At 75.3% G+C, this 25,877-nt stretch carries 23 protein-coding genes; 20 read left to right on the top strand and 3 right to left on the bottom strand.

Annotated features, from left to right (window positions below; genetic code table 11):
• Nucleotides 1-192: 192 nt before the first annotated feature.
• From APR03_RS11405 to APR03_RS11365, 9 genes are all read left to right on the top strand, one after another.
• Nucleotides 193-1,263 (top strand): Gfo/Idh/MocA family protein, encoded by a 1,071-nt coding sequence (locus APR03_RS11405; RefSeq protein WP_253835759.1) that lies wholly within the window; start codon nucleotides 193-195, stop codon nucleotides 1,261-1,263.
• Nucleotides 1,260-2,279 carry a dTDP-glucose 4,6-dehydratase gene (locus tag APR03_RS11400; RefSeq protein ID WP_253835756.1) on the top strand — a complete coding sequence of 340 codons (1,020 nt, stop codon included), beginning with the start codon at nucleotides 1,260-1,262 and terminating at the stop codon, nucleotides 2,277-2,279. The genes APR03_RS11405 and APR03_RS11400 overlap by 4 nt, the downstream gene beginning before the upstream one ends.
• The gene (locus APR03_RS11395) at nucleotides 2,276-3,430 is read left to right on the top strand and encodes a DegT/DnrJ/EryC1/StrS family aminotransferase (RefSeq protein WP_253835754.1); all 1,155 of its coding nucleotides are present in this window, start codon (nucleotides 2,276-2,278) and stop codon (nucleotides 3,428-3,430) included. The genes APR03_RS11400 and APR03_RS11395 overlap by 4 nt, the downstream gene beginning before the upstream one ends.
• Nucleotides 3,431-3,432: 2 nt before the next feature.
• On the top strand, nucleotides 3,433-4,101 hold the full coding sequence (locus tag APR03_RS11390; RefSeq protein WP_253835921.1) for an acetyltransferase: 669 nt from the start codon (nucleotides 3,433-3,435) through the stop codon (nucleotides 4,099-4,101).
• Nucleotides 4,098-5,276 (top strand): glycosyltransferase family 4 protein, encoded by a 1,179-nt coding sequence (locus tag APR03_RS11385; RefSeq protein WP_253835752.1) that lies wholly within the window; start codon nucleotides 4,098-4,100, stop codon nucleotides 5,274-5,276. Before APR03_RS11390 ends, APR03_RS11385 begins: the two co-directional genes overlap by 4 nt.
• A complete protein-coding gene (locus tag APR03_RS11380; RefSeq protein WP_253835750.1) occupies nucleotides 5,269-6,855 on the top strand; it encodes an oligosaccharide flippase family protein in 1,587 nt (528 codons plus the stop codon). Before APR03_RS11385 ends, APR03_RS11380 begins: the two co-directional genes overlap by 8 nt.
• The gene (locus APR03_RS11375; RefSeq protein ID WP_253835748.1) at nucleotides 6,852-8,060 is read left to right on the top strand and encodes a DegT/DnrJ/EryC1/StrS family aminotransferase; all 1,209 of its coding nucleotides are present in this window, start codon (nucleotides 6,852-6,854) and stop codon (nucleotides 8,058-8,060) included. The genes APR03_RS11380 and APR03_RS11375 overlap by 4 nt, the downstream gene beginning before the upstream one ends.
• Nucleotides 8,057-9,292: a glycosyltransferase family 2 protein gene (locus APR03_RS11370; RefSeq protein WP_253835746.1), complete on the top strand. Its 1,236-nt coding sequence runs from the start codon at nucleotides 8,057-8,059 to the stop codon at nucleotides 9,290-9,292. The genes APR03_RS11375 and APR03_RS11370 overlap by 4 nt, the downstream gene beginning before the upstream one ends.
• Before the next feature lie 64 nt (nucleotides 9,293-9,356).
• The gene (locus APR03_RS11365; RefSeq protein ID WP_253835744.1) at nucleotides 9,357-10,574 is read left to right on the top strand and encodes a rhamnosyltransferase WsaF family glycosyltransferase; all 1,218 of its coding nucleotides are present in this window, start codon (nucleotides 9,357-9,359) and stop codon (nucleotides 10,572-10,574) included.
• Here the strand turns inward: APR03_RS11365 and APR03_RS11360 are convergent.
• Complete coding sequence (locus tag APR03_RS11360; protein ID WP_253835743.1) at nucleotides 10,513-11,232, bottom strand: hypothetical protein; 720 nt, start codon at nucleotides 11,230-11,232, stop codon at nucleotides 10,513-10,515. The genes APR03_RS11365 and APR03_RS11360 overlap by 62 nt on opposite strands.
• Before the next feature lie 146 nt (nucleotides 11,233-11,378).
• On the opposite strand from APR03_RS11360, the gene APR03_RS11355 reads away from it, so the two are divergent.
• The 5 genes from APR03_RS11355 (at nucleotide 11,379) to APR03_RS11335 (ending at nucleotide 16,014) form a co-directional block, all read left to right on the top strand.
• Nucleotides 11,379-12,233 (top strand): hypothetical protein, encoded by an 855-nt coding sequence (locus APR03_RS11355; protein WP_253835742.1) that lies wholly within the window; start codon nucleotides 11,379-11,381, stop codon nucleotides 12,231-12,233.
• Nucleotides 12,230-13,543, top strand: coding sequence for an O-antigen ligase family protein (locus APR03_RS11350; protein ID WP_253835741.1), 1,314 nt, complete (start codon nucleotides 12,230-12,232; stop codon nucleotides 13,541-13,543). The genes APR03_RS11355 and APR03_RS11350 overlap by 4 nt, the downstream gene beginning before the upstream one ends.
• Before the next feature lie 70 nt (nucleotides 13,544-13,613).
• A complete protein-coding gene (locus APR03_RS11345) occupies nucleotides 13,614-14,267 on the top strand; it encodes a polysaccharide deacetylase family protein (RefSeq protein WP_253835740.1) in 654 nt (217 codons plus the stop codon).
• Entirely contained in the window at nucleotides 14,267-15,166 is a 900-nt protein-coding gene (locus APR03_RS11340; protein WP_253835739.1) for a glycosyltransferase, read from the top strand. The genes APR03_RS11345 and APR03_RS11340 overlap by 1 nt, the downstream gene beginning before the upstream one ends.
• Nucleotides 15,163-16,014 carry a glycosyltransferase family 2 protein gene (locus tag APR03_RS11335; protein WP_253835738.1) on the top strand — a complete coding sequence of 284 codons (852 nt, stop codon included), beginning with the start codon at nucleotides 15,163-15,165 and terminating at the stop codon, nucleotides 16,012-16,014. The genes APR03_RS11340 and APR03_RS11335 overlap by 4 nt, the downstream gene beginning before the upstream one ends.
• 151 nt (nucleotides 16,015-16,165) lie before the next feature.
• Here APR03_RS11335 and APR03_RS11330 read toward each other — a convergent pair whose 3' ends face one another.
• The gene (locus tag APR03_RS11330) at nucleotides 16,166-17,305 is read right to left on the bottom strand and encodes a hypothetical protein (protein ID WP_253835736.1); all 1,140 of its coding nucleotides are present in this window, start codon (nucleotides 17,303-17,305) and stop codon (nucleotides 16,166-16,168) included.
• A gap of 170 nt (nucleotides 17,306-17,475) precedes the next feature.
• Nucleotides 17,476-18,741, bottom strand: coding sequence for a glycosyltransferase family 4 protein (locus tag APR03_RS11325; protein WP_253835734.1), 1,266 nt, complete (start codon nucleotides 18,739-18,741; stop codon nucleotides 17,476-17,478).
• Nucleotides 18,742-18,919: 178 nt separating this feature from the next.
• Between APR03_RS11325 and APR03_RS11320 the strand changes: the two genes are divergently transcribed.
• From APR03_RS11320 to APR03_RS11295, 6 genes are all read left to right on the top strand, one after another.
• Nucleotides 18,920-19,789, top strand: coding sequence for a hypothetical protein (locus tag APR03_RS11320; RefSeq protein ID WP_253835732.1), 870 nt, complete (start codon nucleotides 18,920-18,922; stop codon nucleotides 19,787-19,789).
• A gap of 250 nt (nucleotides 19,790-20,039) precedes the next feature.
• Nucleotides 20,040-21,632, top strand: a complete 1,593-nt coding sequence (locus APR03_RS11315) for an acyl-CoA ligase (AMP-forming), exosortase A system-associated (protein WP_253835730.1) — start codon at nucleotides 20,040-20,042, stop codon at nucleotides 21,630-21,632.
• On the top strand, nucleotides 21,629-22,918 hold the full coding sequence (locus APR03_RS11310; RefSeq protein ID WP_253835728.1) for a pyridoxal-dependent decarboxylase, exosortase A system-associated: 1,290 nt from the start codon (nucleotides 21,629-21,631) through the stop codon (nucleotides 22,916-22,918). Before APR03_RS11315 ends, APR03_RS11310 begins: the two co-directional genes overlap by 4 nt.
• A gap of 70 nt (nucleotides 22,919-22,988) precedes the next feature.
• Nucleotides 22,989-23,294 carry an acyl carrier protein gene (locus APR03_RS11305; protein ID WP_253835727.1) on the top strand — a complete coding sequence of 102 codons (306 nt, stop codon included), beginning with the start codon at nucleotides 22,989-22,991 and terminating at the stop codon, nucleotides 23,292-23,294.
• A gap of 15 nt (nucleotides 23,295-23,309) precedes the next feature.
• Complete coding sequence (locus APR03_RS11300) at nucleotides 23,310-23,909, top strand: acyltransferase (RefSeq protein ID WP_253835726.1); 600 nt, start codon at nucleotides 23,310-23,312, stop codon at nucleotides 23,907-23,909.
• A 444-nt stretch (nucleotides 23,910-24,353) separates the two neighbouring features.
• Nucleotides 24,354-25,868: a sugar transferase gene (locus APR03_RS11295; protein ID WP_253835725.1), complete on the top strand. Its 1,515-nt coding sequence runs from the start codon at nucleotides 24,354-24,356 to the stop codon at nucleotides 25,866-25,868.
• Nucleotides 25,869-25,877: the final 9 nt, after the last annotated feature.

Below are 25,877 nucleotides of genomic sequence, written 5' to 3'. Positions count from 1 at the left end.
TCACCCCGTGCGCCATTTCTGAGTTCACCCGGCAAAAAGCAGTCTCCGGGTGAATGTGCGGCACCGCGGGGTGATATCGAAACGCACCGGCAGTAGCGCCACGGGGCCGGGACGTACATTTGACCGAAGCCCGGGGCGGGGGACGAAAAACACCCGCCGGGCCGATCCGAGCTGATACCGGAAGAAGGCAGCATGGACCACGACATCTTGCGCGCGGCAGTGGTGGGCGCCGGGTACTGGGGACCCAACCTGGCGCGCAACTTCGCGGCGTCGGACCGCTGGGAGCTGGCCGCCGTGTGCGACCTCGACGCGGACCGCGCCGCGCGCGTCGCCGCGGCGAACGGCGGGGCCGACGTCGAGACGTCGCTCGCCGCCCTGCTCGAGCGCGACGACATCGACGCGGTGGCGGTGGCCACCCCCGCGGGCACGCACCACGCCATCGCCCTGGCCGCGCTGCGCGCCGGCAAGCACGTGGTGGTCGAGAAGCCCATCGCGGACCGGGCCGGCTCGGCGGCCGAGATGGTCGCGGAGGCGGACGCCCGGGGCCTGGTGCTGATGACCGACCACACCTACTGCTACACGCCCGCGGCCCGCAAGATCCGCCAGCTCGTGGCGGACGGCGAGCTCGGCGACATCCTCTACATCGACTCGGTGCGCATCAACCTGGGCCTCGTGCAGCCCGACGTCGACGTGTTCTGGGACCTCGCGCCCCACGACCTGTCGATCATCGACTTCGTGCTGCCGGGCGGGCTGCGCCCCCGCTCGGTCGCCGCGCACGGCGCCGACCCCATCGGCGCGGGCCGGTCCTGCGTGGGCTACCTCGTGCTGCCGCTCGACGGCGGCGCCGTGGCCAGCGTGCACGTCAACTGGCTCAGCCCCACCAAGATCCGCCGCATGACGATCGGCGGCTCGCGCCGCACGCTCGTCTGGGACGACCTGAACCCGCAGCAGCGCATCAGCGTCTACGACCGCGGCGTGGACCTGGAGACCCAGGCGCTCGACAGCCTCGAGCGCCGGGCCGCGACCATCTCCTACCGGCTGGGCGACACCTGGTCCCCCGCCCTGGAGGAGCGCGAGGCCCTCGGCACCATGGTGGCCGAGCTCGCCGACGCCATCCAGGAGGGGCGCCCCGCCCTGACCGACGGGGCCGCGGGCCTGCGCGTGCTCGACGTGCTGGAGGCGGCCGACCGCAGCCTCGCGGCCGGCGGCGGCGTCTCCCCCCTCGGGTCCGAGGCCCTCGAGCTCGCCGGAGGTGCCGCATGACCGCCCTGCAGGACGCGCGCGTGCTGGTCACCGGCGGCGCCGGGTTCATCGGCAGCCACCTCGTGGACGAGCTGCTGCGCCGCGACGCCGCCTCGGTCACCGTCGTCGACAACCTCGTCAACGGGCGGCGCGAGAACGTGGCGGACGACGCCCGCGTGCGGCTCGTGGCCGAGGACGTCCGCAGCGCCGCCGCGCTCGCCCTGGTCGACGACGCGGACGTCGTGTTCCACCTCGCCTGCCTCGGCGTGCGGCACAGCCTGCACGACCCGCGCGAGAACCACGAGGTCAACGCGACCGCGACGCTCGAGCTGCTCGAGCGGGCCCGGGCCGCCGGCGTCGGCCGGTTCGTGCACGTCAGCTCCAGCGAGGTGTTCGGCACCGCGCAGTACGCCCCCATGGACGAGAAGCACCCCACCTGGCCCGAGACGGTCTACGGCGGCTCCAAGCTCGCGGGCGAGGCGTACGCCCGGGCCGCGTACCGCACCCACGGCATGCCCGTCGTGGTGGTGCGCCCGTTCAACACCTTCGGCCCGCGCAGCCACTTCGAGGGCGACAGCGGCGAGGTGCTGCCCCGCACGATCGTGCGCGCGCTGTGCGGCCTGCCCGCCTTCGTGTACGGCGACGGCGAGCAGACGCGCGACTTCCTGCACGTCACCGACACCGCCCGGGCGCTGGCCGACATCGCGGGGTGCGACGCCGCCGTCGGCCGCACCGTCAACGTGGGCTCCGGCGCCGAGGTGACCATCAACGACCTGGTCTCCACGGTCGCCCGCCTCGCCGGCCGGCCCGACCTCGAGCCCGAGCGCCTGGAGGCCCGCCCGGGCGACGTGCGCCGCCTGCTCGTGGACAACACGCTGGTGCGGGAGCTGACCGGCTTCGAGCCGCGCACCAGCTTCGAGCAGGGCGTGGCCGACCTGGTGGAGTGGTTCCGCGGCCGCCCGGAGAGCCCGCAGGAGATGCTGGGCCGCATCGAGGACCGCAACTGGGTCGCGGCGGGCGCGGGGGTGACCGCATGACCGCCGTCGAGACGGGCCTGCCGCGCGTCGACGTCATGCGGCCGTGGCTCGGCCCCGAGGAGATCGCCGCGGTGGCCGAGGTGATCGAGTCGGGCTGGGTGGCGCAGGGACCGCGCGTCGCGGCCTTCGAGGCCGCGTTCGCGAGCGCCATGGACGCCCGCGCCGCCGTGGCGACGTCGAGCTGCACGACGGCGCTGCACCTCGCCCTCGTCGTGGCCGGCATCGGCCCGGGCGACGACGTCGTGGTGCCGTCGTTCTCGTTCGTCGCCACCGCCAACGCCCCCACCTACGTGGGCGCCCGCCCCGTCTTCGCCGACGTCGACGCCGCCACCGGCAACGTCACGGCCGAGACGGTCGCCGCCGCCCTCACGCCCGCCACGCGCGCCGTGATCGCCGTCGACCAGGGCGGCGTACCCGTGGACCTCGACCCGATCCGCGCCCTGTGCGACCCGCTCGGGATCGTCGTGGTCGAGGACGCCGCGTGCGGCGCCGGGTCGACGTACCGCGGCCGCCCCGTCGGCGCGGGCGCGGAGATCGCCGCCTGGTCGTTCCACCCCCGCAAGATCCTGACCACGGGCGAGGGCGGCATGCTCACCACGAGCCGCCCGGAGTGGGCCGACCGCGCCCGGCGGCTGCGCGAGCACGCGATGAGCGTCTCGGCGGCCGACCGCCACGCGTCGCTCGTCTCGCCGCCCGAGGAGTACGGCGAGATCGGGTTCAACTTCCGGATGACCGACCTGCAGGCCGCCGTCGGGCTCGTGCAGCTCGGCCGGCTCCCCGAGATCGTGGCGCGGCGGCGCGAGATCGCCGCCCGCTACCGGGACCGCCTCGCTGACGTGCCCGGGCTACGCCTCGTCGAGGACCCCGCCTGGGGCGCCGGCAACGTGCAGTCGCTGTGGGCGGAGGTGCGGCCCCCGTACCCCGTCGACCGCGAGGGGCTGCTGCGCTCGCTCGCCGCCGCGGGCATCTCCGCGCGGCGCGGCATCATGGCCGCGCACCTGCAGCCGGCGCACGCCGGCCGGGACCACGTGCCGCTGCCCGTCACCGAGCGCCTCACGGGCGCCACCCTGATCCTGCCCCTGTTCCACCAGATGACGGACGCCGAGCTGGACCGCGTGGTCGAGGCGGTCCGCGCACCCGGGGAGCGGTGACCATGGGAGCGGCGTGGGGCGGGCCGCTGCTGCTGGTCGGTGCGAGCGGGCTCGCGCGCGAGGCGCTGGCCGTGGCGCGGGAGGCGGGGCGGCCCGTGCTGGGCGTGCTCGACGACCGGCACGCCGACCTGCCGCCGTCGGTGGGCGGCGTGCCCGTGCTGGGCCCCGTCTCCGAGGCGGCCGCCCACCCGGACGCCGAGCTCGTGCTGTGCGTCGGACCCAGCCGCACCCGCGCCGCCGTGCACGAGCGGCTGACCCACGGCCCGCGCTTCGGGAGCGTCGTCGACCCGTCGGTGCGCAACCCCGGCACGTGCCCCGTGGGCGAGGGCGCGGTGCTGCTGGCCGGCGTGACGATCACGGCCGACGCGCGGCTGGGCGCGCACGTGGTCGCGATGCCCGGGGTGACCGTGACCCACGACTGCGTGGTGGAGGACTTCGCGACGTTCGCGGCCGGGGTGTCCCTCGGCGGCGGCGTGCGGGTGGGCCGCGCGGCCTACCTCGGCATGAACGCCTCCGTGCGCCCCGGCGTCCGGATCGGCGCGGGCGCCGTCGTGGGCATGGGCGCCGTCGTCCTGGCCGACGTGCCGGACGGCGAGACCTGGGCCGGCGTGCCCGCGCGTGCCCTGACCCCCCGCGCGACCCCGCGCACCGCCGTGGGAGGCCGGCGATGAGGGTCGTCGTGTACGTGCACCACATGGAGATCGGCGGCAGCCAGCTCAACGCGCTGGAGCTGGCCCGCGAGACCGCCGCGCGGGGGCACGACGTCGTGGTGCTCGCCCCGCCCGGCGGCGCGCTGTGGGACGTCGCCCGCGGGTTCGGCCTGGAGCTGGAGACGCTGCCGACGCACCTGACCTGGCCGTCGCCCCGGAACATGGCGCACGCCGTCTCGGCGGTGCGCCGGCTGCGCGCCGACGTCGTGCACGCCTACGAGTGGGGCCCCGCGATCGACGTCGCGCTCGGGCCGCACCTGCTGCTCGGCACGCCCGCGGTGGTGACCACGCTGTCGATGTACGTGTCGGGCTACATCCCCCGGCACGTGCCGCTCATCGTGGGCACGCGTCTGCTCGCGCAGGAGGCGGCCGCCCGGCATCGCGACGTGCGGCTCATGGAGCCGCCCATCGACACGACGGCGAACGCGCCCGGCACCGGCGGAGGCGCCGCGGCGCGGGACCGCTGGGGGTTCGGCCCCCAGGACGTGGTGCTGTCGGTGGTCTGCCGGCTGTCCGACGACCTCGACAAGACCGCGGGCGTGCTCGAGGCGATGGAGCTCGTGGGCCGCGGCGGGTGGACCGGTGCGCTGTGCCTGCTGGTGGCGGGCGAGGGCCCACGCTCGGCCGACGTCGCCGCGCGCGCCGCCGAGATCAACGCCGCCGCGGGACGGCGCGCCGTCGTCGTCGCCGGGGCGCTGGACGACCCCCGCCCCGCGTACGAGGCCGCGGACGTGGTGCTCGGCATGGGCAGCTCGGTGCTCAAGGGCATGGCCTTCGGCAAGCCCGTGGTGGTCCAGGGCGAGCGCGGTTTCTGGCGCCGCCTCGACGAGCAGAGCCTGCCCGTGTTCCTGGAGCAGGGCTGGTACGGGTCGGGTGGGGACGGCGTCGCGGCGCTGGCCGACGCGCTCGAGCCGCTCGTGCGCCGCCCGCTGCTGCGCGCGACCCTCGGCACCTTCGGCCAGCGGGTCGTCACCGACCGGTTCTCGCTCGCGTCGTCGGCGCAGCACCTGGAGCAGATCTACCGCGAGGCCCCCGCGGCCGGCCGCCGCTCGGCGCGCGCCCTCGCCCGCACGGCCGCCCTCGTCGCCCGCGACACCGCCCGCGGGCGCCTGCGCGAGAGGCCGGCGCATGGCTGAGGAGCTGAGCGGGCGCGTCGCCCGTGCCCTGCGCTGGAGCACCACCGGCACGCTGGTGGTGCGGCTCGGCAACCTCGGGCTCGGCATCGTCATCGCCCGCATCGTGTCGCCCGAGGAGTTCGGCCTGTACGCGATCGCACTCACGGTGCAGAGCGTGGTCATGGCCCTGGCCGACCTCGGGCTGAGCGCCGACCTGGTGCGCAGCCCGGACTTCGAGCGCCGCACCGGGCCGGTCGCGGTGCTCGGCCTGGCCACGGGCAGCACCCTCGCCGTCGGCACCGCGCTCGCCGCGCCCGCGCTCGCGACCGCGATGGGCGGGCCGGGCGCGGCCGGACCGATCGCGATCCTCGCGGGCACGTTCCTGCTCGCCGGCCTCGGCGTGGTCCCGTTCGCCGCGCTGCAGCGGCGGCTGGACCAGCGCGGCCTGTTCCGCTCGACCGCCGTCGACTTCGGCGTCGGCGCCGTGGTCACGCTCGTGCTCGCGGCCCTCGGGCACGGGCTGATCGGCCTGGCCGTGGGGCGCGTGGCCGGGCAGGCGTGCGGCGTCGCGCTGCAGTTCTGGATCGCGCGCACGGGCCTGCGCCTCTCGTGGGACCCCACCGTGGCGCGGTCCGTGCTGGCCTTCGGGCTGCCGGTCGCGGCGGCGAACCTGCTCTCCTGGGTGCTGCTGTCGGTCGACCGCGTGGTGCTGGGGAACGCCGCGGGCGCCGTGGAGCTCGGCTACTACGTGCTCGCCGCGAACATCTCGACCTGGCCCATGACCCTGGTGGGCTCGGCGTTGCGCTCGGTGACCCTGCCCGCGTTCTCCCAGGTCCGGGAGCGGGCGCGCGCCACCCTCGTACCGCTGCTCGGGCCGGTCTGGTGGGCCGTCGTCGCGGCCGCGGCGATGCTCGCGGCCCTGGCCCACCCCGTGGTCGTGCTGGTCTACGGCGCCCGGTGGGAGCCGGCCGCCGGGATCCTCGTGCCCCTGGCCGCCGCCGGGGCGGTCCGCGTGCTGGCCGACGTCGTGGCCGGCTACCTCTACGCGCTGGGCCGCTCGCGCGGCGTGCTCGTGGTGCAGGTCGTGTGGCTCGCCGCTTTGGTGCCCGCCGTGCTGGCGGGTGCGCGGCTCGGCGGCAGCCTCGGCGTGGGCGTGGCGCAGGCCGCCGTCGGCGTCGGGGTGCTGGTCCCCGCCTACCTGGTGCTGCTGCGCCGCTCGCGCGACGAGGTGGGCGCGCTCGCCCTCGCGCTCGCGGTGCCCGCCCTCGCCGGGGCGGGCGCGGTCGCCCTGGGCATCCTCGTCGCGGGCCGCGCCGGGGACCCGCTGCTCGGCGGGCTCCTCGGCGGCGTGGTCACCCTCGTCGTCTACCTCGCCACCACGCTCGCCTGGGCCGTGCCGCGCTGGCGCGCCGCCCGCGCGGCGCTCGACGGCCCGGGGCCCGCGGACGACGACCCCGCCGTCCAGGACCCCGCCGTCCAGGACCCCGCCGCACGCACGACGGACGACGACCCCGGCGCCGGTGCGGCGCCGGTCCCGGAACCGGCACACGCCGCCGGGCCCGCCGCCCCGGCCACCCGACCGAGAGGAACGACCCGATGACCGAGACCACGACGAACGCGGCGCCCGCCCAGCCCGCGGCCGCAGACCAGCCCGTGCCCTTCCTCGACCTCCAGGCGCAGACCGACGAGGTCGCGCCCGAGGTCCGCGAGCGCTGGGACGAGATCCTGCGCACGTCCGCGTTCGTGCTGGGCCCGGCGGTGGACCGGTTCGAGCGGGAGCTCGCCGAGCACACGGGCGCGCGGCACGCCGTCGGCGTCGGCAACGGCACGGACGCGCTGGAGATCGCGCTGCAGGCGGCCGGGATCGGCCCGGGCGACGAGGTGATCGTCCCGGCCAACACGTTCTTCGCGACGGCGGAGGCGGTGCTGCGCTGCGGCGCGACGCTCGTGCCCGTCGACGTCGACGACGACTACCTGATCGACCCGCAGGACGTGGCCGCGCACCTGACGCCGCGCACCCGCGCCGTGGTGGCCGTGCACCTGTACGGGCAGATGGCGCCGGTGGCGCGGCTGCGCGAGGTGGTCGGTCCCGACGTGCTGCTGGTCGAGGACGCCGCCCAGTCGCAGGGCGCGAGCCGTGACGGCCTGCGCTCGGGCGGCGCGGGCGACGTGGCCGCCACGAGCTTCTACCCGGGCAAGAACCTGGGCGCGTTCGGCGACGGCGGCGCGGTCCTCACGTCGCGGGACGACGTCGCCCTGCGTGCCCGGCGCCTGCGCAACCACGGCGGCGTCGGCCGGTACGAGCACCTGGAGGTCGGGACGAACTCGCGCCTCGACGCGCTGCAGGCCGCGGCGCTGTCGGTGAAGCTGACCCGCCTGGACGGCTGGAACGCCCTCCGGTCGGCGGCCGCCGGCCGGTACGCCGCGCTGCTGGCCGAGGCGTTCGCGGACGTGCCCGAGGTCGTGGTGCCCCGCGAGGTACCCGGGGCGGTGCACGTGTGGCACCTGTACGTGGTGCGCGTGCCGGGGCGGGCCGCGGTGTCGGAGGCCCTGTCCGCCGCGGGTATCGGCCACGGCATCCACTACCCCGCACCCGTGCACCTGCTGCCCGCCACCGCGCACCTGGGCCTCGGCCCGGGCACGGCGCCCCGGGCCGAGGCGCACGCGGGCGAGATCCTGTCGCTGCCGATGTTCCCCGGCATCACGGCGGCGCAGCAGGAGCGGGTCGTCGGCGCGCTGCACGCGGCGGTCCGCACGGCCCGGGCCGGGGCGCCGGGCGGGCGCGACCGCGCCGTGGTCGGATGAGCGCCCCCGCGGCCCCGGCCGCTCACCCGGGGACGCTCGACCGCGCGGTGACCGCGTGGCGCGCCTGGGTGGACCGGAACGCGACCGGCGCCCCGGGCCCGGACCGCGGCGCCACCGGCGGCCTGGTGCGGGTGCTCGGCTCGTGGGTGCGGTCGCCGCTGCGGCCGCGCGAGGTGCGGCGCGCCGCGCCCGCGGCGCCGCACCACCGCCCGACGGTCTCCGTGGTGGTGCCCTGCTACAACTACGGCCACTTCCTGCCGGAGACGGTCGGCAGCCTGGTGACGCAGGAGGGCGTGGAGGTCGAGGTGATCGTGGTCGACGACGCCTCGACGGACGACAGCCTCGCCGTCGCGCACGGCCTGGCCGGGCGGTACCCGCAGGTGCGCGTGGTCGCCAACGAGCACAACGCCGGGCAGGTCGAGTCGTTCAACCGCGGCTGGGCGCAGAGCACGGGCGAGCTCGTGGTGCGGCTCGACGCCGACGACCTGCTGCCGCCGGGCGCGCTCGCGCGGGCGGCGGCGGTCCTGGAGCAGCACCCCGAGGTGGGCCTGGTCTACGGCCACCCGCAGCACTTCGACGACGGCACCGACCCGCGGCCCGCCCTCGGCGGGCTCACCTGGACGGTCTGGGACGGGCACGCCTGGCTCGCCGAGCGGTGCCGTACCGGCGTCAGCTGCATCACCTCCCCCGAGGTGGTCATGCGGTCCGCGCTGCTGCACGACGTGGGGCCGCTGGACCCGGAGCTGAGCTTCACGATGGACGTCGAGATGTGGCTGCGGCTCGCCGCCGTCAGCGACGTCGCGTACGTGGGCGGCGCCGACCAGGCGCTGCACCGCGAGCACGCCGGGAGCCTGAGCGTGAACGAGGGGTCCGGCGCGCTGCTCGACCTGCGCGCCCGCGCCGACGCCTACGACCGGCTGTTCGCCAACGTGGGCGACCGGCTCCCGGACGCCCGCGACCTGCACGACCGGGCGCGCGCCGCGCTGGCCCGCGACGCCCTGCGGTACGCCGCCGCGGCCGCCGACCGCGGCGAGTCGCCGGCGCAGTACCTGGACCTGGCGGCCGAGTCGTGGCCGAAGTCGGCCGCCTGGTTCGCGACCGCGCGCATCGCGGGGCGCGCGCAGCGGGCGGCGCGGACCGGTCGGCACCCGCGCGGCGCCGCCGTGCGCCGGGTCGTGCGCCGTGCACGGACCGAGCTGACCTACCTGCGCTGGGCGACGTCCGGCCTGTGACGACACGGACCACGACGCCGCGGACCACCACGCTGCGGACCACCACGAGCGAGGAGACCTACCGATGAACCGGCTGACCAGGGCCACCGCGACGATCCGCCGCCTGCGGCAGGTGGGGCCGCGCGGGCTGGCCCAGCGCGTCGCCGCCCGCGCCTACCGCGCGACCGACGCGCGCGACCTCACCTTCCACCTCGACGTCGCCGACGTCGCCCGCGCGGTCCCGGCCACGCTCGCGACGCCGGAGCCCGTGCCCGGCAACCGCCCGCTCACGGTCGGCTGGGTCACGTCGCCGCCCGCGGCGGGGTCGGGCGGCCACACCACGCTGTTCCGCATGGTCGAGGGCCTGGAGGCGCGCGGGCACAGGTGCGTGGTGCTGCTGTACGACCGGCACGGGCTCGACGTCGCGCAGCGCACGGCCGAGCTCCGCGCGGGCTGGCCCGGGGTGCGCGCGGAGGTCCGCGACGCGCGCGAGGGCTTCGCCGGGCTGGACGCCGTGGTGGCGTCGTCCTGGGAGTCGGCCCACGTCATGCTCGCCTACGACGACACGCCCACGCACCGGCTGTACTTCATCCAGGACTACGAGCCGTACTTCTACCCGCGGGGCTCGGAGTACGAGCTGGCGGCCATGACGTACCGGTTCCCGTTCCGGCGCATCGCCCTCGGGGACATGGTCGCGGGCTGCCTGCGGTCGGAGCTGGGCCAGGACAGCGACCTGGTCCCGTTCGGCTGCGACACGGCCACGTACCGGCTGCCCGAGCCCGCCGTGCCGCGGTCCGGCGTGGTGCTGTACGCGAAGCCCGACGTCGGACGCCGCGGCTACCTGCTCGCCGTCCTGGCCCTCGAGCGCTTCCACCGGGAGCACCCGGACCAGCCGATCCACGTCTACGGCTCCCGGCCGACGGACCTGCCGTTCCCGGTGACCTACCACGGGCGCCTCACGCCGGACGGGCTCAACGCCCTGTACGGGACGGCCGTGGCGGGTCTGGCCATGTCGTTCACGAACATCTCGCTCGTCGCGGAGGAGATGCTCGCCGCCGGCGTGGTCCCCGTGGTCAACGACTCGCCCCTGGCCCGGGCCGACCTGCCGAACCCGTACGTCGCGTGGGCGGAGCCGACGGCCGAGGGCATCGCCGCCCGGCTCTCGTCCGCCGTGACGCACGCCGACGTGGCCGGGCAGGCGGAGAAGGCCGCGGCGAGCGTGACCGGGCGGTCGTGGGAGCTCACGCAGCGGCAGGTCGCCCGGATCGTGGAGGACGAGGTCCGTGGCCGGTCGCAGGGCTGAGGGGGGTCACGGCGCCGGCGCGCCCGAGGCCGAGACGGGCGCGCGTCTCCAGCACGACGATCAGCGACAGCGTCACCGCGACGCCCAGCACGCCTGCCATGCCAGCTGCCCGGGCCCGCGAACCCTTGACCTGGTGCACGACCGTCGACTCGGGGGCGACCGTCACCGTGATGTCGTTGACGGGCTCCACGCGGGCGTCCCGCTGGAGCGCGTCGAGCTCGTGGGCGATCTGCGCGATGATCGCGTGCTGCCGCTCCTCGACCTCCTCGGCGGTCGCGGCGACCACCTCGACGTACAGCACCTGCTCGGCGAAGTGGGTGGCCCACTGGCCGCCCGTGTCGGGCAGCCGCACGGACCAGCCGTCCCGCACGCCCTCGCCCACGAGCGTCGCGTCCGGCGAGGCGTACTTCGTGACGGCGTCCGGGCCGGACACCGCCTTGGCGACCACGCCCGCGGTGATGATGAGGTCCTCGGACGTGGTGCGCAGGGCGTTGGGGTAGGCGGTGCTCGGCGGCGCGAGGAAGACCACCTGCGTGCGGCTCCAGTACACGCCCTCGTCCAGCGTGGTGGCGTAGACCCCGCCCAGGGTCACGACGGCGCCCACCACGAGCACGGGCCAGCGCCGCAGCGCAGCACGCACCAGGTCCCACAGCGTCATCGGTTCTCCGCCATTTGTCGAGTGCGGGCGAAATTCGGGCCGGGCGGGCGAAATTCGCGCGGATATCGCACTGCCCTCTCCATTCCCGGCCCTTGGCACGATACCTTTGTCGAGCGTGGCGTGAAACGCCCGGAAAGGGTGAACACATGTCATTCCTCGACGTGATCGCAGCCGTGGGGCGCCAGTGGATCGTGGCCGTGGTGGGCGTCCTGGCGACCGCCGCGCTCGGCTGGGGCGCCACCACGATGGAGCCCCCCGTGTACACCGCCCGGGCGCTGGTGCTGCTGGTGCCCTCCGAGCAGGCCGTGGGCGTGGGCGGCAACCCGTTCCTCGCGCTCGGCGGCCTCGACCTGCCCGCGCGCGTGGTGGTCGCCTACTACGAGAGCGACGTCGCCAAGGCACGGTTCACCGGTGGCTCGGCCGACACCGAGTACGTCGTCGCCATCGAGGAGTCGACCCGCGGCCCGGTGATCGCCGTCGACGTCACGGACGCGACGCCCGGGCGCGCGCTCGAGACCCTGAACCTCATCACGTCGTCCGTGCCCGACGAGCTGCGCCGGCTCCAGGAGGAGGTCGACGCGCCGCCGGACACCATCGTGTCGACGCTGGTCCTGGCCAAGGACGAGCAGGCGGAGACCGACATGAGCGGCACCGTGCGCATGCTGATCGCCGCCGTGGGCGTCGGGCTCGTGGTCACCGTGGTCGGCGCCGTGGCGATCGACGGCGTGCAGCGCAGCCGGGCCCGCGGGCGCCGTCCGGTCACCGGGCCGCCCGTGGTCGGCCCGCCGTCGATCGAGCCCCAGGGTGCCCCGAAGGGCGGGGCCACGCCGTCGGGCAAGCCGGTGGTGGGCAAGCCGCCGGTCGGCAACCCGGCGTCGGGCAAGCCGCCGACCGTCCGCCTGCCCAGCGTGGCGCCCGCGTGGCACAACCCCGCACCCGACCCTCGTGACCGGCGGAGGGACGACGCGGCCGCCCGGGCCTCCACCGCGGAGCCCCGGTGACGCAGACGCGGCCGCCGGCCACCCAGCGGCACGCGGCGCCGCCCCCGCCGATGTTCCGGCGCCGGCTGCCGTTCGACGTCGTCACGTGGCTCTCGGTCTACCTCGTGCTGCTGTTCGCCGTGCCGTCGAAGCTGGTCCTCGGGCCGCTCGGCAGCGCGGGGGCGCCGTCGATGGTGGCCGGGCTGGCCGCCCTGCTGCTGTGGGTGCTCATCGGTGTCGGCAAGGCCCGGCCCGGCCTCGGCGGTGCCCGGCTCGTGCGGGTGGCGCTCGGGCTGTTCCTGCTCAGCGTCGGCCTCTCGTACGTGATCGCCATGTCGCGGCCGATCGTGTCGAGCGAGGTCAGCCCCGCCGACGTCGCCCTCCTGTCGGTGCTGTCCTGGTCGGGCACGCTGCTGCTGGCGCACGACGGGATCGTCTCGGCCGACCGGCGCGACCTGCTCGTGTGGCGGCTCGCGCTGGCCGGCGGCGCGATGGCCGTGCTGGGCATCGCCCAGTTCGTGCTGGGTGAGCTGTTCGTGGACCGGCTCAACGTGCCCGGCCTGACCCTGACCTCGCCGTACGAGCTGGGCGAGCGCAACGGCCGGATCCGCCCGCAGGGCACGGCGACGCACCCGATCGAGTTCGGCGTGCTGGTCACGATGCTGCTGCCGCTCGGTCTCCACGTCGGCTTCGAGCACACGCACCGGCCGGCGCTGCTGCGGTGGGCGCCCGCCGCGGCGTCGCTGATGCTGCTGCCGCTGACGGGCTCGCGGTCCGCCTACGTGGGCGCAGCCCTGGGCCTGGTGATCCTGCTGATCGGCTGGAAGGGGCCGCGCCGGCGCCGGATGCTGGGCGTCACCGCGGCGGGCGGCGTGACCGGGATCGTGGTCGCGCCCGGGATGCTGAACTCGATCCTCGGGCTGTTCTCGGGGGCCTCGGAGGATCCGAGCGTCGCCTCCCGCACGGGGTCGTTCTCGCTGGCGGGCGAGTTCATCGTGCGCGACCCGCTCTTCGGGCGAGGGCTCGGCACGTTCCTGCCGACCTACCGGATCTTCGACAACCAGTACCTGCTCCTGGCCGTCACGGTCGGCGTGGTGGGCACCGTCCTGTTCGCGGGCATCGGGGTCGCGGCGGTCCGGGTGCTGCTGCGTGCCCGCGCGCGCACGGCCCTCACCGACCAGCGGACGCACGACCTCGCGCTCGCCCTGATCGCCTCGGTGGTGGTGGGTTTCGTCAGCCTCTCCTTCTTCGACGCCTTCGCCTTTCCGATGACCATGGGCGCCCTCTTTCTGGTGACCGGTCTGGCCGGCGCGCTACGGGATCCCGAATGACCCGGGAATCACCCCGATATTCACCCGCTCCCGCATTCCGTGCGCGTACCTCTTCCCTCACGATGAACGAATGATCAATCTCTGCTTTCACGGCATCGGCGCGCCCCCGCACGGCGTGCCGACGGCGGAGGCCGCGTACTGGATCGGCGCCGACACGTTCCGCCGCGTGCTCGACCTGGTCGGCGAGCGTCCGGACGTCCGGCTCTCGTTCGACGACGGCAACTCCTCCGACGTCGACGTGGCGCTGCCCGAGCTCGCCGACCGCGGCCGGACGGCGGAGTTCTTCGTCATCGCGGGCCGCCTCGGCGAGCCCGGTTCGCTCTCGGCGGACGACGTGCGCGGGCTCCGCGCGGCCGGCATGGGTGTCGGGTCGCACGGCATGCACCACCGCGTCTGGCGCCGGCTGAGCCGTGCCGAGCAGCACGAGGAGCTCGTGGTGGCCCGCGACCTGCTGCAGGACGTGCTCGGCGAGCCCGTGCGGACGGCGGCCTGCCCGCTGGGCCGGTACGACCGCGGCACGCTGACCGCGCTGCGCCGCCTGCGCTACGACCGCGTGTACACGAGCGACCGCGCGCTCGCCCGCCCGGGCACGTGGCGGCAGGCGCGGTTCAGCCTGCGCGCGCACGACACCGCCGACGACGTCGCCACGTGGCTCCGGCACGGCGACCGGTACACCACGCGGCTCGCGGACTCGGCCCGGACCTTCGTGAAGGGGCTGCGCTGATGGGCGCCGAGGTGGCAGCGGTGGTCGTGACCTACAACAGCGAGCGGCACGTCGGCGCCCTGCTGGACAGCCTGCCCGCGGCGTTCGGCGACGTCCCCTACGTCACGGTCGTGGTGGACAACGGGTCCACGGACGGCACCCTGGCGCTGCTGCGCGGCCGCGGCGACTGCACGGTGGTGGAGAGCGTCAACGACGGCTACGGCGCGGGCATGAACCGGGCGGTGCGGCACGCGCCCGAGACGTCCGCCGTGCTGGTGCTCAACCCGGACGTGGAGCTCGACGCCGAGGCCGTGCCGCGGATGCTGAAGGTGCTGCGCCGCCCGGGCGTCGGCGTCGTGGTGCCGCGCACGCGCGAGGAGGACGGCAGCCTGTCGCCGACGCTGCGCCGCACCCCGACCGTGGCCCGCGCCGGCGGGCTGAGCTTCACGGGCCTGCCGATGCTCGCGGAGCGGATCGACGACCCGCGCGAGTACCGGACCGAGCGGACCGTGGACTGGGCGGTGGGCGCCATCTGGCTCGTGGACCGCGCGTGCTACGACGAGCTGGGCGGCTTCGACGAGTCGTACTTCCTCTACTCCGAGGAGACGGACTTCGCGCTCCGCGCCTGGGACCGCGGGTGGGCCTCGGTCTACACCCCGGAGGCGGGCGGCATGCACGTGGGGGGTGCCTCGGGCACGAGCCACGCGACGCACACGATGCAGATGCTGAACCGGGTGCGGCTGATCCGGCGGCGGCGCGGCACCGGTGCGGCCTGGCTGTACTACGGCGCGACCCTCCTCGTGGAGCTGCGCCGGGGCCTGCTGGGCCACAGGGCGTCCTGGCCGACGCTGCGGGCGCTCCTGCGCCCGAGCCTGCGCCCGCCGGTGCTCGGCGCGAGCGACGCGGTGCTGCCCCGATGACCGGCCGGGTGCCCGTGGCGTCCGTGGTGATCCCCGCGCACGACGAGGAGCGGACGATCGGGCGCCTCCTGGAGGCGCTGTGCGCCGATCCGGGGCTGCTGGAGATCGTCGTGGCCTGCAACGGGTGCACCGACGGCACGGCGCGCGTGGCCGGGCTGTACCCGGTGCGGGTGCTCGACCTGCCGGAGCCGTCCAAGGCGGCGGCCCTGCGCGCCGGGGACCTCGCGGCGCGCACGTACCCGCGGGTGTACCTGGACGCCGACGTCGAGATCACGGCGCAGGGCGTGGCGCGCCTGGCCGAGGTGGTCGCCGGCGGTGAGCCGGGCGGGGTCGCCGTCGCCGCGCCGTCGCGGACGCTGCCCCGGACGGGGGTCACGCTCCTCGCCCGCTGGTACTACGACGTCTGGGAGGCGCTGCCCGCCGTGCGGACCGGGCTGTTCGGGCGCGGGGTGCTCGCGGTGTCCCGGGAGGGCGTGCGCCGCGTGGCCGCGCTCCCCCAGGTGATGGCCGACGACCTGGTGCTGTCCGAGGCATTCGCCCCCGCCGAGCGCGTCGTGGTGCAGGACGTCGCCGTCGTGGTGCACCCGGCGCGCACCCTGGGGGACCTCGTCCGCCGCCGCGCCCGCGTGACCACGGGCAACGTGCAGGCCGACCGTGCCGGGCTGCGCGGTGCCGAGGCCCGGACGGGGCTGGGCGACCTCTGGCAGGTGGTCCGCGAGCGCCCGCTCCTGGCGCCGCGCGTCCCGGTGTTCCTCGCGGTGGTGCTCGCCGGCCGGCTGCGCGCCCGGCGGGCGGTCCGCGCGGCCGACTTCACGACCTGGGAGCGCGACACGAGCTCCCGCGCCTGACGGCGCCGGGGCCGCCGCCGTCCGGCCCCGGATTCTCTTCGAGACCGAGGTTGCTTCGCTTTGGAGGGCCTCAAAGCGAAGCAACCTCGGTCTCGAAGAGGAGTTCCGTGGCATCAGCCACCAGCCGGGCTCGGCCCGGGTAGGCGCAGCGTCAGTTGCCGACGCCCGTGCAGCGGATCTCCTCCGCCGGGGTCGTGCGGCCGGTCGAGCTGCTGACCGTGACCACGTGGGCCTGCCAGTGGCTCAGGGCGGAGCAGGCGACGTCGACGGGGCCGTAGCCCCAGCTGTCCCGGACCACCTGCAGGTTGCGCACGGTGCCCGGCGTGCCGGCGCGGAAGGCGTAGCCGCCGCCCTCGACGAGCAGACCGTCGACGGTCAGCGCGGTGTTGCCCTGGCCGCTCGGGTAGAAGAAGGGCGCGGTGCCGTAGCAGTCCGCGGTCTCGCGCATGATGATCCGGGTGTGCCGCACGGTCACGGTGCCGCCGCCGTAGCCCTGGACGCCGTCGCCGTGCCAGTCGTCGCAGACGTCGGGCGGCACGATGCGGACGAACGAGCTCTCCACCACCACGTCGCCGCACTGCTTGGCGCCCACCCGGATGCCCTCGGGCACGCCGTCGATGACGACGTCGCGCACGGTGAGGCCGCCGTCGCCGACCACGGGGACGTCGGTGTCCCGCGTCTGGCCCGATCCGGCGACGAACGTGGACGACTCGATGAGCAGCCCGGTGCCGCACGCGTCACCGCCGGCGTTGACCACCTGCGACCCGACGGCGTGCACCCGGCGCAGCGTGACGTTCTTCGCGGCGACGTGGATGACGCCGTTCGTGATCCGCAGGTCCTGCACCACGGTCCCGTTCTTGCGGATCCACAAATCGCCGGTGCGGGTCTGCTTCGGCGTCCACCCCGCGGGCAGCCCCGCCGACTTCGAGGTGGGGAAGGTGATCGGCGTGCCGCTCGTGCGGACCGGCTCCTCCGACGGCCGCCCGGACGGGTCGTCGGAGGGCTCCGGGGAGGGCCGCACGGAGGGTCCGGCGGACGGCGTCCCGGACGGCTCTCCCGAGGCGGCGGGCGACGGCGACGGCGACATCGACGCCGAGGGCGACGCAGTCGGCCGGCCCGTGGTGAACAGCCCGGACACGAAGGGGTCGGGCGGCGTGCTCGGGCCGGGCGCCCCGGACACGAACCCGCTCGGCGCCGGCTCGGGAAGTACCGGCGCGAGCGTCGCGAGCACCGTCGCGGCCAGCGCGCCGACTGCCCATCGGAGCACCCTCCGCGGGGACGGAGTCCTCATGCGCTCCATCGTGGCACCGGACCCGCCGTCGCTCATCCGCTGGCCGGTCCCGCCCGCGGGATTCACCCGCTGCGCCGTGCCGCGCGCATGCCGTCCCCGCGGGCCCTTGTGCCGCGCCCCGCCGGCTGCACCACGCTGTGCCCCGCCTCGTGCCCCGCCTCGTGCCGCGCTCATCCGGCGGCCCGCGTCCGGGTCCGCGCGCGCTCCGCGGCGACCTGCTCGTAGAGGTCGGCCATCCGGTCGACCCGGCGGGACCAGAGGTGGTGGGCGGCCACGTGCTCGCGAGCCGCGGCCCCCATCCGGAGCCGCAGCCCGGGGTCGGCGACGAGGCGCCGCACCGCACCGGCGGCGTCGTCCGCGAGCTGGTCCGGGGACCGGACGGGCAGCCGGACGGCGCACGCGTCGGACACGTTGGCGCCCGGTCCGCCCCGGTCGCACACGACGAGCGGCAGGCCGTACGCCATGGCCTCCAGGACCACCGCCCCGCCGGGTTCGCGGTAGCTCGGGAAGAGGAAGACGTCGGCGCGCTCGTAGAACCGGTCGACGTCGGCCCGGGGTACCGCGCCGTGCAGCGTCACCCGGTCGTCCAGCCCGAGGTCGTGGACCAGCTCCGCGCAGGCCGCGCGGTCGTTGCCGTCGCCCACCACGTCGAGGTGCACCGGCAGGTCGCGCAGCCGGGACAGGGCGCGGATCGCTTCCCGGGCCCCCTTGGTGCGTACGAGGCGTCCGACGAACAGCAGCCGGACGGGGTCCCGGCGGCCGGACCGGTCGACGGCGGGGCGCACCTCCTGGACCGCCACGTCACCCAGTGCCTCGAACCGCCGCAGCGTGAGGTCGCCGAGGATCTCGCGCACGTAGGGCGCGACGCCGACCACGCAGTCGGCGGTCTCGAACGTGGCCCGCAGCAGCGGGTCGTGCCGGAACCGGCTCCGGTCCAGGCGGCGCAGCCGCTGGTACCAGGGGGTGCCGCCCTCCTCGCGGGCGAACGCGGGCGGGGACTCCAGGCTGCCGCCCACCGGCCCGACCACGACCGGCAGGCCCAGGCCGACGAGCGGCGACGGGTACCGCAGGGCCACGGGCGTCACCTGGTGGGCGACGTCGAACCGCTCCCCCGCCGTCAGCCGGTGCCGGACGTACCGCCGCGCGCGCACGTAGAAGGGTGCGTACGCGGGCTGGAGCAGGCTGTTGAGCCGTTCGGCCCGGTGCACCACCGGCGGCTCGGCCCACTCGACCACCCGGGTGCGGGGCAGCTGGCGCGACGGCGGCACGTGACCGCGCTTGTAGGTGGACAGGAGCGTCACGTGGAACCGCTCGGAGAGCCGGGCGGCCCACTGGTGCGCCAGCCAGGACTCGCCGACGTCGTGCCCGTCGCAGGCCGGCGCCACGAGGAGCACGTGCGCCACGCGGGCCGGTCGACCGTGCTCGTTGTGGGCCATCACCCGATAGTGACCGGCACCGACCGGCCGGGGCAGCAAATACACGGGGTGAACGCAGGGTGAGAAATGCATCCGGCACCATGTGACAGGAAAGCACCGGATGAAAAGGCCCCGGTGCGCCCCTTTCACCCGCGACGAGGCGTTCCGAGGACATTTCATGGGGACCATACTCGCCCTCGTGAACGATTCCCCCCGGGTGCGCCTGGCACCGATCACCACCGACGATCTGCCGCGGGCGGGCGAATTCCTCAGCGTGCATCTCGACGGCACGCTGACCCCCGCGCAGTGGGCGCGGTCCCTGCGCCCCACGTGGAGCACGACCCACCCCGACCACGGGTTCCTCCTGGAGGCCGACGGGCTCGTGGTGGGGGTGTACGCCGCGCTCTACTCCGAGACGGGCGGGCCCGGCCGGGACCGGCCCGTGTGCAACCTCGCCGCGTGGTGCGTGCTCGAGGAGTACCGCGGCCACTCGCTGCGCCTCGTGCGCGCCATGCTCGCGCAGCGCGACCGCGAGCTCACCGACCTGTCGCCGAGCGGCACCGTGGTACCCCTCAACGAGCGGCTCGGCTTCCGCCGGCTGGACACCTCGGGCGCCCTCGCCGTCAACCTGCCGCTGCCCGCGCGGCGCGGAACGCGCCTGGTCACGGGGCACGCGAACATCGAGGCACTGCTCACGGGAGCCGACCTCGCCGCCTACCGCGACCACGCCGGCTCCCCGGCGGCGCACCACCTCGTCGCCGTGGTGGACGGGCGGCCGTGCTGGGTGGTGTTCCGCACCGTGCGGCGCAAGGGGCTGCGGCTGTTCGCGTCGGTGCTCCACGTGAGCGACCCCGACGTGTTCCGCGCCGCGGCGCCGGCGGTGTACCGGCACGTGCTGCTCGCCCACGGGCTGCCGTTCACCCTGCTGCAGACCCGGGTCTCCGGCCCTCGTCCCTGGCACTCCGTGCCGCTGCGCACGCAGCGCCCGGCCATGTACCTGAGCCGCACCAGCCAGCCGCCGGAGGCCGTCTCCTACCTCTACAGCGAGCTCACGCAGGTGCCGTGGTGAAAAGCACCGGCAAGGTGAAAGAAGCGATGTGACGCGCAATTCACTATGCATTTCACCTCCGGCGGCGGATGACGTTCCGCACTGGCACGGACATTCACCTCGTGCACATCACCACGGGGATTGACAGAACGACCCCGACAGGGCAGGTCGGCGGCATTTTTCGCCACGTCCGTGGTTCACCCTCTTCAGGGCCTTATTCACCCGTCATCGGCCTGCCGAAAAGGCTTGTGCGCGCTTTACCGTGATCCTCGTGACCGCCATCCAGCAGCTTGTGGAGCACCAGGCGCGCCTCCGGCCCGACGCCCCGGCGCTGTCCGCCCGGAACACGACCCTGTCGTACGCGCAGCTGTGGCGCGCCGTGCGCCGGGCCGCGGACCACCTGGCCGCGCACGGCGTCGGCCGGCACGACCGGGTGGCCGTGTACCTGGAGAAGCGGTTCGAGACCGTGGCCGCCCTGTGGGGCGCGGCCGCGGCAGGCGGCGTCTTCGTGCCCGTGAACCCGTTGCTCAAGGGCCGGCAGGTGGCCCACGTCGTGCGCGACTCGGGGGCCCGCGTGCTGGTCACCTCGGCCGGCCGGCTCGCCGCCGTCCGCGACCGGCTCGACGACGCCGGCCTCACCACCGTGCTGCTCGTCGACCTGCCGGACGACCCCGCCTCCGTCGACGTCCCCGCGGGCGTGACGGTCGCGGCCTGGCCGGCTGCGACGGACGAGGCGGACGACGGGGTCGACGTGGCCCTCGCGCGCCCCGGCCCCGACACCGACATCGCCGCGATCCTGTACACCTCGGGCAGCACGGGCGCGCCCAAGGGCGTCGTCCTCTCCCACCGCAACCTCGTGGTGGGCGCCACCAGCGTGTCGACCTACCTGGGCAACACCGCCGACGACGTGCTCCTCGCGGTGCTGCCCCTGAGCTTCGACGCGGGCCTGAGCCAGCTCACCACGGCGTTCGCCGTCGGCGCGCACGCCGTGCTGCTCGACTACCTGCTGCCGCGCGACGTCGCGGCCGTGTGCGAGCGCTACGGCGTCACGGGCATCACGGGCGTACCACCGCTGTGGACGCAGCTCGCCACCGCCGACTGGCCGCAGCGCGCGCGGCGCACGCTGCGCTACTTCGCGAACACGGGCGGGCGCATGCCGCGCACCCTGCTCAGCGAGCTGCGCGACCTGTTCCCGACGGCCGCCCCGTACCTGATGTACGGGCTCACCGAGTCGTTCCGGTCCACCTACCTGGACCCGGCGCAGGTCGACGAGCGGCCCGACTCGATCGGCCGCGCGATCCCCAACGCCGAGGTGCTGGTGCTGCGCCCGGACGGCACGCCGTGCGCGCCCGACGAGCCCGGCGAGCTGGTGCACCGCGGCAGCCTCGTCGCGCTCGGCTACTGGAACGACCCGGAGCGGACGGCGGCCCGGTTCCGTCCCGTACCCGGCTACGACGAGCCGTGGCGCGCGGTGCCGGAGCCTGCCGTCTGGTCGGGCGACACCGTGGTGCGCGACGCCGAGGGCTACCTGTACTTCGTGGGCCGCACGGACGAGATGATCAAGACGTCCGGGTACCGCGTGAGCCCCACGGAGGTCGAGGAGGCCGCGCTGGGCACGGGCCTGGTGCGCGAGGCGGTCGCCGTCGGCGTGCCCGACGACCGGCTGGGCCAGCGCATCGTGCTCGTCGCGGCCGCGCCCGACGACGTCGACACCGACCGGCTGCTCAAGGAGATGCGGCAGAGCCTGCCCACGTTCATGCTGCCCGCCGAGGTACGCCTGACCGGCACGCTGCCGCGCAACCCCAACGGCAAGCTGGACCGCCCGGCCATCCGGGCGCAGGTCACGGCGGAGGTGCCGGCATGACCACCGACGCCCCCGCGCCCCCGGCCGCCCCGCAGATCCCCTCCCACCCCGGCGTCCCCGACCTCCCCGTGGCCGACGGCCAGCTCCTGGTCGGCGGCGTGCCGCTGCGCCGGCTCGCGGAGCGGGTCGGCTCCACACCGTTCTTCGCGTACGACCGCCGCCGCATCACCGACCGCGTCGCCGAGGTCCGCGCCGCCCTGGGCGACGTGCGGCTCGGCTACGCGGTCAAGGCCAACCCGATGCCCGCCGTGGTGCAGCACCTCTCCGGGCTGGTCGACGCGCTCGACGTCGCCTCGGCGCACGAGATGCACACCGCGCTGGACACGGGCACCGACCCGGACCGGATCAGCTTCGCCGGCCCGGGCAAGACGCCGCAGGAGATCCGCTCGGCGGTCGCGGCGGGCGTGCTGATCGAGCTCGAGTCCGAGACGGAGGCGCGCCGCGTGGTCGCTGCGGGCGAGGACCTCGGTGTCACCCCTCGCGTGGCGGTGCGCGTGAACCCGGACTTCGCCGTGCGCGGCTCGGGCATGCGCATGTCCGGCGGGCCGCAGCAGTTCGGGGTCGACGCCGAGCAGGTGCCCGACCTGCTGGCCTGGCTGGGCGCCACGGGAGCCGACGTGACGGGCTTCCACGTCTTCGCCGGGTCGCAGAACCTCGACGCGGAGCTGATCGCGCACGCCCAGCGCGCCACCGCCGACCTCGTGGTCGCGCTGGCCGAGCACGCGCCCGGCCCCGTGCGGTACGTGAACCTGGGCGGCGGCCTCGGCATCCCCTACTTCCCCAAGGACCGCCCCGTCGACCTGGCCCGCGTGGGCGAGAGCCTCGCGTCCGTGGTGGCCGACCGCCTCGCGCCGGCCCTGCCGGACGCCGACGTGCACCTCGAGCTCGGCCGCTACCTCGTGGGCGAGGCCGGCTACTACGTGACCCGCGTGATCGACCGCAAGGTCTCGCGCGGCCGCACCTACCTCGTGGTCGACGGCGGCATGCACCACCAGCTCGCCGCGTCCGGGAACCTCGGACAGGTGATCCGGCGCAACTACCCGGTGCTGCTCGGCGACCGGATGACACCGGGCGGCGTGGACGGCGGCCCGGCCGACGGCGCCCAGCCCGCGACCGTCGTCGGCTGCCTGTGCACGCCGCTGGACCTGCTCGCGGACGACGTGCCGCTGCCGGCCGACGCCGAGCCGGGCGACCTCGTCGTCGTCCTGCAGGCCGGTGCCTACGGCCTGACCGCGAGCCCGACGGCGTTCCTCGGCCACCCCGCGCCCGCGGAGGTGCTCGTGTGAGCGCCGCCACCGAACCGAACCACCCGCGCACCACCCGTACATCAGACCGCACATCAGACAGGGGAGAAGGATGAGCAGCGACACCACCACCGGACCGGCCACCACCACCGAGGCGTCCGCGGAGGCGGGCGTGACGCTCGCCGACGTGCTGGACGTGCTCGGCACGACGCTCGGCATCGAGGACCGCGTCGGCACGTTCGACGCCGCCACCCCGCTGTTCGGCACGCTGCCGGAGCTGGACTCGCTCGCCGTGCTGGAGCTCGTGACCGCGGTCGAGGACCGGTTCGGCATCACGGTCGACGAGGAGGACCTCGGCGGCGGCCTGCTGGAGACGGCGGGCAGCCTGCACGACTACGTCCGCGACCGGGTGCGCTGAGCCGTGGGCACCCCCGTGACCGCGCCCCACGTCGAGCCGACCGCCGACGTCGACCCGCGCTCCACCGTGGGCCCCGGCACCACCGTCTGGCACCTCGCCCAGGTACGGGAGGACGCCGTCGTGGGCGCCGGCTGCATCGTCGGCCGCGGCGCGTACGTCGGGCCCGGCGTCCGCGTGGGCGACGGGTGCAAGCTGCAGAACTACGCGCTGGTCTACGAGCCGGCCGTGCTGGAGGACGGCGTGTTCGTCGGCCCCGCCGCGGTGCTCACCAACGACCTCTACCCCCGCGCGGTGACCCCGGACGGCGCCGTCAAGACCGCCGACGACTGGCACGCCGTCGGCGTCACGGTGCGCACGGGAGCCGCGATCGGCGCCCGTGCGGTCTGCGTGGCGCCGGTGACGATCGGCCGGTGGGCCACCGTGGCGGCCGGTGCGGTCGTGACGGCGGACGTACCCGACTTCGCGCTCGTGGCCGGCGTGCCCGCCAAGCGGATCCGCTGGGTGGGGCGCGCGGGCGTGCCCCTGGAGAGCACGGGTCCGGGCACGTGGCGATGTCCGGCCACGGGCGCCGAGTACGCGGAGCACGACGGCACCCTGACGGAGTCCGCCGGCTGAGTCCGTCCAGCAGGTCACGGCACGCCGCCACCGACCCGGTGGCGGCCGTGCCGATCTGCTGACGCGCGCTCGTCCCAGCCCCTTCCCCGGCTTTTATTTTCCGCGCGAGATAAGGGCCAGAAGAATGCGACCGAGGCTTTTTTCGCCCCTTTCCTGGAGACGGGTGAACACTCGGGTGAAAGGGACGACCCAGAACGACAGAATGTATCAGCGCTCCTAGTATTGACCTCAGAGAAAGACGAGAGCAAAGCGGCGCCAGGAGCGCCCCACAACCCCCCTGACCAGGCCCGGTGCGAGCACCACGGCCTCATCCGGCGCGCCGTCGTGCCGTTTTCGAAAACGAACTGGTGCTGCCCTTGACACAGAGGGAAGAAAGGATTCGACGTGGCTAGCCAGACGCTGGACGGCGAATTCGAGATTCATCCGCCACAAAGCCGGGTCCGGGTGAATGAACGCCCCGCACGCGGATTTCACGATCTTCGGACCACGCTCGGCCGCAGCCGGTGGCAGGCGCGCTACCAGGCGCGGCTGCGCATCACCGACGCCGTGGTCGTGGCCACCTCCGCGGTGGTCGCCTACGTGCTCGACTCCACGCTGCTGTTCGGCGCGCCGGGCTCCCCGAGCGCCGTGCGCTCGCTCCTGGTGCCGGCCGTGGTCGCCACGGTCTGGCTCGCGGCCCTGGCCGCCGACAAGGCGTACGACCTGCGGGTGATCGGCCGCGACGTCGCCGAGTACAAGCGCGTGCTGGACGCCACGTGGACCGCCGCGAGCCTGCTCGCCGTGATCGCGTGGCTCACCGACGTCGTCGAGCTGCGGGACGTGCTCGCGCAGGCGGTCGCCGTGCCGCTCGGCGTCGTAGGGCTGCTGACCGGGCGGTACGCGTGGCGGCAGCGCGTGATGCGGGCCCGGCGCCGGGGCACCGGCGGCCTCACCGCCGTCCTGGTGGTCGGGGAGCGCGCGCAGGCCGAGCGGGTGGTCAGCCGGCTCAACGGCGCGCCCGAGCAGGGTTTCGTCGCGGTGGGCGCGTGCCTGCCGCCGTCGGACGACGCGACGCCGGCCGACGACGACCTCGGCCTCCCCCGCGACAAGGTGGGCGCCGACGTCGCGGGCGTGCCCGTGCTCGGCGGCCTCGACCGCGTCGGCGAGGTCGCGGCCCTGGTGCGCGCGAGCGCCGTCGCGGTGAGCACGTCCGACACGATCACGGCTGACGAGGTCCGGCGCCTCGCGTGGCAGCTCGAGCGGGTGGGCGTGGACCTCATGCTCACCACGGAGCTGGCCGACGTCGACGTCGAGCGCGTCACCGTGACCCCGGCGTCGGGTCTCTCGCTGCTGCACGTGGCCTCGCCCCGCTTCGACGGACGCAAGTTCCGCGTGAAACAAGCCATGGACTGGTCGCTGGCCGCGCTGCTGACCGTGCTCGTCTCGCCGGTGCTCGTCGCCGTGGGGGCCGCTGTCGCGCTGACCAGCCGGGGCGGGCTGTTCTACCTCTCGGAGCGCGTGGGCCGGGGCGGCAAGATCTTCCGGATGATCAAGTTCCGCACCATGCGCACGGGCGCCGACCGGGAGGTGGCCGCGCTGACCACGGCGAACGACGCGGAGGGTCCGCTGTTCAAGATGCGCTCCGACCCGCGCGTCACCCGGGTGGGCGGGTTCCTGCGGCGGTACTCGCTCGACGAGCTGCCCCAGCTCGTCAACGTGCTCCTGGGTCACATGAGCCTGGTGGGGCCGCGCCCGGCCCTGCCGCACGAGGTGGCCGCGTACGGCGAGCGCATGCGGCGGCGCCTCCTGGTCAAGCCGGGCATGACGGGGATGTGGCAGGTCTCCGGGCGGTCCGACCTGCCGTGGGACGAGACCGTACGGCTCGACGTGTACTACGCCGAGAACTGGACGCCTTTCCTGGACGTGCTCATCCTGGCGCGCACCGCCCGCGCCGTCGTCTCGGGCCGGGGCGCCTACTGACGGCGACGC

The organism is Promicromonospora thailandica (assembly GCF_024171955.1).
GTDB classification, from domain to species: domain Bacteria; phylum Actinomycetota; class Actinomycetes; order Actinomycetales; family Cellulomonadaceae; genus Promicromonospora; species Promicromonospora thailandica.
The sequence above is the reverse complement of the archived record's forward strand: the minus strand, read 5'-3'. Positions and strand labels throughout refer to the sequence as shown.

Coding starts and splice junctions, on each gene's coding strand:
- APR03_RS11355 (WP_253835742.1), top strand. CDS start 11,379: ATGTCATTCCTCGACGTGATCGCAGCCGTGGGGCGCCAGTGGATCGTG.
- APR03_RS11325 (WP_253835734.1), bottom strand. CDS start 18,741: ATGGCCCACAACGAGCACGGTCGACCGGCCCGCGTGGCGCACGTGCTC.
- APR03_RS11400 (WP_253835756.1), top strand. CDS start 1,260: ATGACCGCCCTGCAGGACGCGCGCGTGCTGGTCACCGGCGGCGCCGGG.
- APR03_RS11330 (WP_253835736.1), bottom strand. CDS start 17,305: ATGAGGACTCCGTCCCCGCGGAGGGTGCTCCGATGGGCAGTCGGCGCG.
- APR03_RS11365 (WP_253835744.1), top strand. CDS start 9,357: ATGAACCGGCTGACCAGGGCCACCGCGACGATCCGCCGCCTGCGGCAG.
- APR03_RS11305 (WP_253835727.1), top strand. CDS start 22,989: ATGAGCAGCGACACCACCACCGGACCGGCCACCACCACCGAGGCGTCC.
- APR03_RS11375 (WP_253835748.1), top strand. CDS start 6,852: ATGACCGAGACCACGACGAACGCGGCGCCCGCCCAGCCCGCGGCCGCA.
- APR03_RS11340 (WP_253835739.1), top strand. CDS start 14,267: ATGGGCGCCGAGGTGGCAGCGGTGGTCGTGACCTACAACAGCGAGCGG.
- APR03_RS11405 (WP_253835759.1), top strand. CDS start 193: ATGGACCACGACATCTTGCGCGCGGCAGTGGTGGGCGCCGGGTACTGG.
- APR03_RS11310 (WP_253835728.1), top strand. CDS start 21,629: ATGACCACCGACGCCCCCGCGCCCCCGGCCGCCCCGCAGATCCCCTCC.
- APR03_RS11395 (WP_253835754.1), top strand. CDS start 2,276: ATGACCGCCGTCGAGACGGGCCTGCCGCGCGTCGACGTCATGCGGCCG.
- APR03_RS11390 (WP_253835921.1), top strand. CDS start 3,433: ATGGGAGCGGCGTGGGGCGGGCCGCTGCTGCTGGTCGGTGCGAGCGGG.
- APR03_RS11380 (WP_253835750.1), top strand. CDS start 5,269: ATGGCTGAGGAGCTGAGCGGGCGCGTCGCCCGTGCCCTGCGCTGGAGC.
- APR03_RS11345 (WP_253835740.1), top strand. CDS start 13,614: ATGATCAATCTCTGCTTTCACGGCATCGGCGCGCCCCCGCACGGCGTG.
- APR03_RS11335 (WP_253835738.1), top strand. CDS start 15,163: ATGACCGGCCGGGTGCCCGTGGCGTCCGTGGTGATCCCCGCGCACGAC.
- APR03_RS11360 (WP_253835743.1), bottom strand. CDS start 11,232: ATGACGCTGTGGGACCTGGTGCGTGCTGCGCTGCGGCGCTGGCCCGTG.
- APR03_RS11385 (WP_253835752.1), top strand. CDS start 4,098: ATGAGGGTCGTCGTGTACGTGCACCACATGGAGATCGGCGGCAGCCAG.
- APR03_RS11370 (WP_253835746.1), top strand. CDS start 8,057: ATGAGCGCCCCCGCGGCCCCGGCCGCTCACCCGGGGACGCTCGACCGC.